This window comes from Thiobacillus sp. SCN 63-57 (assembly GCF_001725555.1).
Lineage (GTDB): Bacteria > Pseudomonadota > Gammaproteobacteria > Burkholderiales > Thiobacillaceae > Thiobacillus.
Map to the genome: position 1 here is coordinate 1 of NZ_MEGP01000058.1, position 7,517 is coordinate 7,517.

7 protein-coding genes are annotated in these 7,517 nt (G+C 57.5%); 6 read left to right on the plus strand and 1 reads right to left on the minus strand.

Annotated elements, in window-relative coordinates; genetic code table 11:
* Window positions 1-174 precede the first annotated feature (174 nt).
* Window positions 175-951: a ZIP family metal transporter gene (locus ABT23_RS14710; protein ID WP_296636945.1), complete on the plus strand. Its 777-nt coding sequence runs from the start codon at window positions 175-177 to the stop codon at window positions 949-951.
* 183 nt (window positions 952-1,134) lie between these two features.
* On the plus strand, window positions 1,135-2,466 hold the full coding sequence (rimO, locus tag ABT23_RS14715; RefSeq protein WP_296636947.1) for a 30S ribosomal protein S12 methylthiotransferase RimO: 1,332 nt from the start codon (window positions 1,135-1,137) through the stop codon (window positions 2,464-2,466).
* A 26-nt stretch (window positions 2,467-2,492) separates the two neighbouring features.
* On the opposite strand, the gene ABT23_RS14720 is transcribed toward rimO, so the two are convergent.
* Window positions 2,493-3,491, minus strand: a complete 999-nt coding sequence (locus tag ABT23_RS14720) for a hypothetical protein (RefSeq protein ID WP_296636950.1) — start codon at window positions 3,489-3,491, stop codon at window positions 2,493-2,495.
* A 492-nt stretch (window positions 3,492-3,983) separates the two neighbouring features.
* On the opposite strand from ABT23_RS14720, the gene ABT23_RS14725 reads away from it, so the two are divergent.
* From ABT23_RS14725 to epsL, 4 genes are all read left to right on the plus strand, one after another.
* Window positions 3,984-4,379, plus strand: coding sequence for a hypothetical protein (locus ABT23_RS14725; RefSeq protein WP_296636951.1), 396 nt, complete (start codon window positions 3,984-3,986; stop codon window positions 4,377-4,379).
* Window positions 4,380-4,437: 58 nt separating this feature from the next.
* Window positions 4,438-5,781 carry an undecaprenyl-phosphate glucose phosphotransferase gene (locus tag ABT23_RS14730; RefSeq protein ID WP_296636954.1) on the plus strand — a complete coding sequence of 448 codons (1,344 nt, stop codon included), beginning with the start codon at window positions 4,438-4,440 and terminating at the stop codon, window positions 5,779-5,781.
* Window positions 5,782-5,844: 63 nt separating this feature from the next.
* Window positions 5,845-6,177 (plus strand): hypothetical protein, encoded by a 333-nt coding sequence (locus ABT23_RS14735; RefSeq protein WP_296636956.1) that lies wholly within the window; start codon window positions 5,845-5,847, stop codon window positions 6,175-6,177.
* A 50-nt stretch (window positions 6,178-6,227) separates the two neighbouring features.
* Window positions 6,228-7,517: XrtB/PEP-CTERM-associated polysaccharide biosynthesis outer membrane protein EpsL (gene epsL / locus ABT23_RS14740; protein ID WP_296636959.1), on the plus strand; the 1,290-nt coding region annotated here is incomplete at its 3' end.

A 7,517-nucleotide genomic window follows, 5' to 3' on the forward strand; every position in this document is an offset into this window, starting at 1 on the left:
ATTCCGTAGTCTGTTAGGGCTGCGGAATACGCGACGGGATTGATTCCGATTGAGAGGCAGTCAGCCACAACTCCCAGTTCATGATGCAATCCAGGAGGCGGATTTGCTCTCGGGCATCAGCCTCGATGCCTTCCACCGGTATAATCCCTTCCTTTCTTGGTGGTTTGTCATTTCATGTCTACCCTTGCAGTCATTCTGGTCGCAACTGCCGCGGGCAGCGTGCTGAGCTTGTTGCTGGCTGCGCTACTGGCCTTTTCTGCACGCCCCAGTTGGGTGCCTGTGCTGGTGAGCTATGCCATTGGCGCCTTGCTGGGTGCCTCCTTGCTGGAAGTCCTGCCGGAAGCCGTCGAACTGGGCGGGGACGTCAAAACGGTTGCCAATGCCTTGCTGGGCGGCATCCTGTTGTTTTTCTTGCTGGAAAAGCTGGTGTTGTGGCGCCATTGCCACGACGAGATCTGCGAAGCCCATAGCAGCCACGATCACGGCCATGATCATGGGCGATCAGGCATGATGATCACGGTAGGCGATACCTTCCACAACTTTGTCGACGGCATCATCATTGCCGGTGCCTTCCTGGTCGATTTCCGCCTGGGAGCAATCACGGCGTTGGCCATCATCGCGCATGAAATCCCCCAGGAAATCGGTGACTTTCTGATTCTTCTGCATTCAGGCTATACCCGCACACAGGCGTTGGCGCTCAATTTCCTGACCGGCGTGGCAACCATGCTGGGTGCATTGGTCGGGTATTACGCCCTGTCGATGCTGCAGGGATGGATGCCGGTGCTGCTCGGGTTGGCAGGGGCCAGCATGTTGTATGTGGCCTTGTCGGATCTGATTCCCGGTTTGCACAAGCGTGCGGAAATCGGTGCAACCCTGCAGCAGCTTACGCTAATCGGATTGGGTGTCGCGACCGTCGCTCTGGCGGGCTACTTCATCGGCGAGGGCCATTGAACGTCGACGTCGCCGTGGTCCATCAGCGACATAGATGAACAGAGCCAGCGGCAATACGCCCAGGAAAAACAGGACGGCCAAGGCCTTGCCGATACTGCTGGCGGTGATTGCCATCATGAGAATCACATAGGCCCAGCCAATCGCTACGATATACATCTTATTGCTCCATCAGGACTGAACGTCATGGTAACGAAAGCCAAACCCGCCCGCACGCCGAACGTCGGATTCGTCTCTCTCGGCTGTCCGAAGGCGACAGTGGATTCCGAGCGGATTCTCACCCAGCTGCGCGCCGAAGGCTACGGCATCGTCGGCAGCTATGACGATGCCGACGTGGTCGTGGTCAATACCTGCGGATTTATCGATGCCGCCGTGCAGGAATCGCTCGAGGCGATCGGCGAAGCGTTGGCGGAGAACGGCAAGGTCATTGTCACCGGCTGCCTCGGTGCCAAGGGTGACCTGATACGTGAAGCGCATCCCAAGGTGCTGGCGGTGTCCGGCCCTCATGCGCTGGACGCGGTGATGGAAGCAGTGCATACCGCGTTGCCCAAACCACACGATCCGTTCGAGGACCTGATTCCGCCAGGGGGCATCAAGCTGACGCCGCGCCACTATGCCTACCTGAAGATTTCCGAGGGCTGCAATCATCGCTGTACCTTCTGCATTATCCCCTCGATGCGCGGTGACCTCGTCAGCCGCCCGATCGGCGACGTGATGCACGAGGCGGAGGCTCTGGTCAAGGCTGGGGTGCAGGAGTTGCTGGTGGTGTCGCAGGATACGAGCGCCTACGGGGTCGACGTGAAATATCGCCCAGGGTTCTGGAGCGGTCGCCCGCTGAAAACGCGCATGACCGAACTGGCGGGTGCGCTGGGCAGTCTTGGTGCTTGGGTGCGCCTGCATTACGTGTACCCATATCCCAGCGTCGACGACGTGATTCCCTTGATGGCCGACGGCATCATCCTGCCGTATCTCGATATTCCGTTTCAGCATGCCAGCCCGCGCATTCTGAAATTGATGAAGCGTCCTGGCGCGGTCGAGAAGACCTTGGACCGTATTCAGTCCTGGCGCGCTGCCGTGCCCGATCTTACCCTGCGCTCGACTTTCATTGTCGGCTTTCCTGGCGAGACGGACGCCGAGTTCGAGGAGCTGTTGACTTTCCTCAAGGAGGCGCAGCTCGATCGGGTCGGCTGCTTCAAGTATTCGCCCGTGGAAGGGGCCGCGGCGAACGCGCTTCCCGATGCCGTGCCGGAAGAGCTGAAGGAGGAACGCCTGGAGCGCTTCATGGAAGTGCAGGCGGAAATCTCGGCGGCTCTGCTCGAAGCAAAAGTCGGCCGTGAGATCGAGGTCATCGTCGACGAGGAGGATGAAGTCGGCACACTTGCGCGCAGCCATGCCGACGCGCCGGAAATCGACGGGGTGGTCTATCTCGAAGGGGTGTTCGATCTGAAGCCGGGGGCACGCCTCAAGGTACGCGTCGAGGAGGCGGACGAACACGATCTGTGGGCAACGCCGATCTGACGACCACAGCGGCGCGAGCCTTTGATTCAGGCGAGCATCGAGACCAGGTCCCGGCGACGCCGCCAGAATTTCCATGCATCGCTGGCGTGAAGCCGCAGCGTCTTTCCATTGACCGGATCATTCAGAATCAGTCCTCCCGGACCACTCCTGCGCAGTGCGTCCTGCAAGGGCGCGAACCAGTCGCGTTCCAGGCCACGCAAGGCCTCACGCCAGCCATAGGCATCGCCGTACTGTCCTGCGTGCGTCAAATCGTCCAATAGCATCACTCCTGCCGTTTCGAGCTGGGAGATGTCCATCTGCTCGGGAAGCGACAGTACGCGCATGGCGCAGAACGCGCCAAGTGCATGTGCATCGGCGTTCCGGGCATACAGCAGGGCGGTCGAGGTGGGCGCCACCGGCAGGCACCCGCCCCCCCACAGCCACAGCGCATTGATTGGCAACGCGCCGCGCGCCTCGCGTGCCAGATTGACCGGATGGTCGTGCAGCAGCATTTGCACTTCGTTCAACCACGCGCGGAATTGCATGGCATCGTCGCCGTGCGGCAGCAAGGGATCGATATCGCAGCCCACTGCAACAGACCTTGCGTGAGTCGTCAGGCGTGGTGCAGCGTCGAGCCGCAGGTACCAGCGCTTGGGATGGCACGCGATCGGGCTTAGGCCCGCACCAAAATGCTGGCCGATTGCGGCGGTCAACGCATCGGCCTCGGGTTGTGTCAGTTCCAACGTATCGCTGTCGGCTAGCACGATGCGGTCGCGCATGACCCGTAGATGGACCGGGTCGGCACGCAACCAGTAGGCCTTGCCGGCCACGCCGCCATCCGCCTCAAGGCTGATCGGGGCAACTGGCCAGTCCTGCTGGCGGGCGATACCCAGCGCCTCGCACAGGACGGCTTCCATCCCTTCGGCCGGGCTGGATTGGCGAGTGCCGCGTGCCAGCAGGGTCTGCAATGCAGGCAGGCGCAGATCCTGCGTCGCGGCTTCCAGCAGCCGGGCAGAGGGGAACAGATGGGGGATGAGGAACAGCATGCGCCGAGTGTAGCAAAGCAGACTCCCGGGTAGATGTTGTCCGCTCAGATTGCCCGGGATGGCCATTTTATGCGCAGTTCAATTGCGCGCGTGGCGGCCACCTTGAGTTCTGGCCGGTCAATGCACTTCATGAAATCAGTAATGAGTTTGGCAATCCCCCTTAAGCGTCAACTCATACATATATGAAATTGCCGATCTTTCGGCGTGAAATCTAAACGTGGGTCCTGCACTTCCTGCTGTACTGATTCAAACGGATTTTCGGCTTATTGGTGGGCGTTTCAGCCGTGTCGTCCATCAAGGACAAAAAAACCTGTTTCTTTACAGCGGGTTACTTATACGCCAGAAATTTATGTCGTCATGAAGCGACGCGTGAGCCTCGCTCGCCGCGCGTCTTGTTGTCAACCATATGAAAAATAAAGAGTTTTCATTCTGGTACGACATCTGCTAGCGAGGAAGTGTCGCAGTCGAAAAGCAGTCCACGCCAAAACGCTCATGCACAACATGATGAAAGAAGCCGAACAGGTACATATCAAATCGTCGCGTTTGACCGGTGCCACCGGCATCGGATTCTCCGCGATCAGTCGGCCTGCGGGCGATCGTGACGCCTGTGCCCATGACGTGGCCTACGTACTCCGTTCCAGATCCACCCATAGCAATGGAAGGCGCGCGTGGCGCTATCCGGAGCACGGCACACGTCGTGAAACGTATGAATCAAGAAGCGGTGAACTCGAAACGCAACTACTGGACGGCTCTGCATGCCGAACGAAAAAGCTGAACCCCCGGGCGCATATTGAAAAACCTTTCCCGATGTATCCCATGGCTGCCCGCACCACCCGTACCACGAGCTGCATGCGTTCATGCAGCCGAGATCCCGCACCAACGATATAAAGAGCGTTCAATGTTTGGTTGCTACGAACATCCGGCTCTTAGCCTGGCCAGGCGATTGGTGAATCCCCTGGTAATTTTCTTTTCTCTGATCCTGGCGGTTGTATTGGAAGAACAGAAATTCGACGGCTTGTATTTGCTGTTGGGTAGCCTCGCATTCCTGATTAGCTCTCAGGTGTTCGATAACTTCGAGTTTTTCGAGCCCGCGGTTTCGGACCCTGAAGCCCAACGCAAACACGCATCCAGCTTACTGACCGCCTGGCTGATCGTGCTGCTTCTACTGGGGATGGTCGGCGTACTCAGCGGCATGCTGGGTGCGTACAACACACAGGTCTTGGTGTGGTGGAGTCTGATAACGCCCTTATTGTTGTTTCTTGGACATTCGGTTGTGCGAGGCTATCTCGAGTTCTTGCGCAGGCATGGAAAAATCCGACGTTCGGTCATCGTGGGCGCCAACGAACTTGGTTACAAGCTGGCTCAACGGATACATCACCAGCACAGCCTGATGATCCGGGTAGAGGCGTTCTTCGATGATCGTTGCGGCGATCGCTGCGAGACGGAACTGAAGAACGTAGTGTGCGGCGGCATAGACGATGTGACTGACTATGTGGCGCGGCATGAAATCGACTTGGTCTACATCACGTTCCCGTTATTCAGGCATCCGCGTGTGGTCGATTTGGTCAACGCCCTGCGAGACACTACGGCGTCGATTTATTTTGTGCCGGATGTATTCGTATTCGATCTGGTTCAGGCGCGCCTGGATAACGTGAACGGAATTCCCGTGATCTCCGTGTTCGAGACGCCGCTAACGGGTATCAACGCAGTCAACAAGCGTATTTTCGATATAGCCGCGGCCAGTCTTATTCTGCTGGCGATCACGCCCTTGCTGCTACTCATCGCGCTGTCGGTGAAGCTTACATCGAAGGGTCCGGTCATTTTCAAACAACGTCGCTATGGCATGGACGGCGATGAGATCCAAGTTTACAAATTCCGCTCGATGAGCGTTTGTGAAGATAGCCGGACGGTCATTCAGGCCACAAAAAACGATACGCGAGTGACCAGGGTCGGTGCCGTTTTACGCAGAACGTCACTTGACGAACTTCCACAGTTTTTCAATGTGTTGCAGGGAACGATGAGTATCGTCGGGCCACGCCCCCATGCGGTTGCTCACAATGAATACTACCGAAAGCTCATCAATGGATACATGTGGCGCCACAAGGTCAAGCCGGGTATTACCGGGTGGGCGCAGATTCATGGCTACCGAGGTGAAACCGACACGATCGACAAGATGGAAGGCCGCGTGATTTACGACATTGCGTATTTGAAGAGCTGGTCGCTGAGGATGGACATAGCCATTATTTTAAGGACCTTGAAACTGGTCATCAAAGACTCACAGGCCTATTGACGTGAAGCTATTGTTGACTCAGTTGAGCCCCAAATCCTTGAGTTCGAATTTCTGGAGTTCGCTATGCACATGAAAATTCAACGCACTATTGGAGTCGCGGTTTGGTCGGCAGCGATCCTCGCAGGGCCATCGCTGGTGGATGCGTTTGCATCCGATATCCGGACGACAGAATTGAGCGGAAAGTATGAAGCCTCAGCTGCCGCAGCCATTTACCGTATGCCTGCAAACGCGTCTTATACGCGCCATGCCGGACCTCCCATGGGCGATGTATATGGCAGGGCGACGGCGCCTTACGTATCTGAAGTGAACGGCTGGGCGCTCCTTGCGACGCTCCTGGGTTTGATAAACATGCGGCTATGGTATGCAGGCAAGAAACGCTTGCCCACGCTCAATTAAGGCAACTCATTCGATGCGAGCGGATTCGAATTCGCGGATGGAAATGCGCCGTGCTGCTCGATGCCGCGCAGGGCGCGCGCGAGCGCGAGAGCGCGTTCGATCTGGTACAGGCCGCACTACGTCGTGAAACACGCTTGATCTGCCTCCTGTCCCCGCAACTGCCGACGACCACTGAAATAGGCGTTTTCCTGACAATGCTCGGCATGATCGCGAGTCCGGCATGGGCTGCAGACGTAACCGAGCAGGGGCCGGATGAGACGTTCATGCCTTATGTGCGTGCGCTCTATGGCTACGACAGCAATCTGTTCCGCTTGCAGAATGACCAGGAGGCTCGCGCTGTGCTGCGAACGTCCAATACGGCCGAGTCCTATCTGACGCTGGGGGCCGGTATGGATGCGAATTTGAAAATGAGCCGCCAGACAATCCAGGCACACGTCGAGCTCAATCAGACACGATTCAATACCTACGGCCAGCTCGATAACGATGGCCACGATGCCTACCTGAAATGGGCCTGGAAGATCGGAAACCGAGCGACAGGTGATGTCGGCGTGGCAGACACGCTCAAACAGGCAAGCTATACGAATGTCAAGCAGCCTGTCAAAAACCAGATACGAACACGCCGAGGCACTTTAAATGGCGCAATCCAACTGGCTTATCCATGGCAAGTCCAGTTCGGCATGGAAAGCGTGCGTACGAGCAACGATGCGGCAGCACAACTGCTACAGGATGCGACGGTGGATGCCCTCAAAGGCGGTCTGCAATATCGGTCCGATAAGGGCTCGACCGTGGCCTGGGTCAGCCGCCGCAGCGAGGGGCGCTATCCCAACCGGCAGTTGATTGGCGTGATGGCCGTCGACAATGATTATCAGCAGTGGGACAACGGCGTAGCCGCCGTATGGAAGCTGAGCGAGAAAACATCGATGACCGGCAAGCTGAATTTCACGCAGCGAGGTTATACGGACGTTCCTCAGCGCGATTTTTCAGGATTCACTGGACTGTTGTCACTGGGGTGGAACGCCACCGAGAAAACGACTTTGAACGCGTCGACCTATCGCGACATCGATGCGATAGAGAGCTCTGCGATTGAAAATACGACGGCAAGTTATGCCCTGAATCAGGGCGTCGCGGTGGGTGCGGACTGGAAGCCTACCGCGAAGTTGACGTTCAGCACGCGTCTCAGTCACGACCATATCGCGTATGCCGGTGACCCGGGATTTGTCCTGTCAACGCAAGCCGTTCGCGAGGATCGACTCACGATGGCGCAGGCGGGGTTGCAGTACAACGTACGGAGCAACACGCAGATTGGATTGATACTGCGGCGCGGCGTACGTCATTCCAAC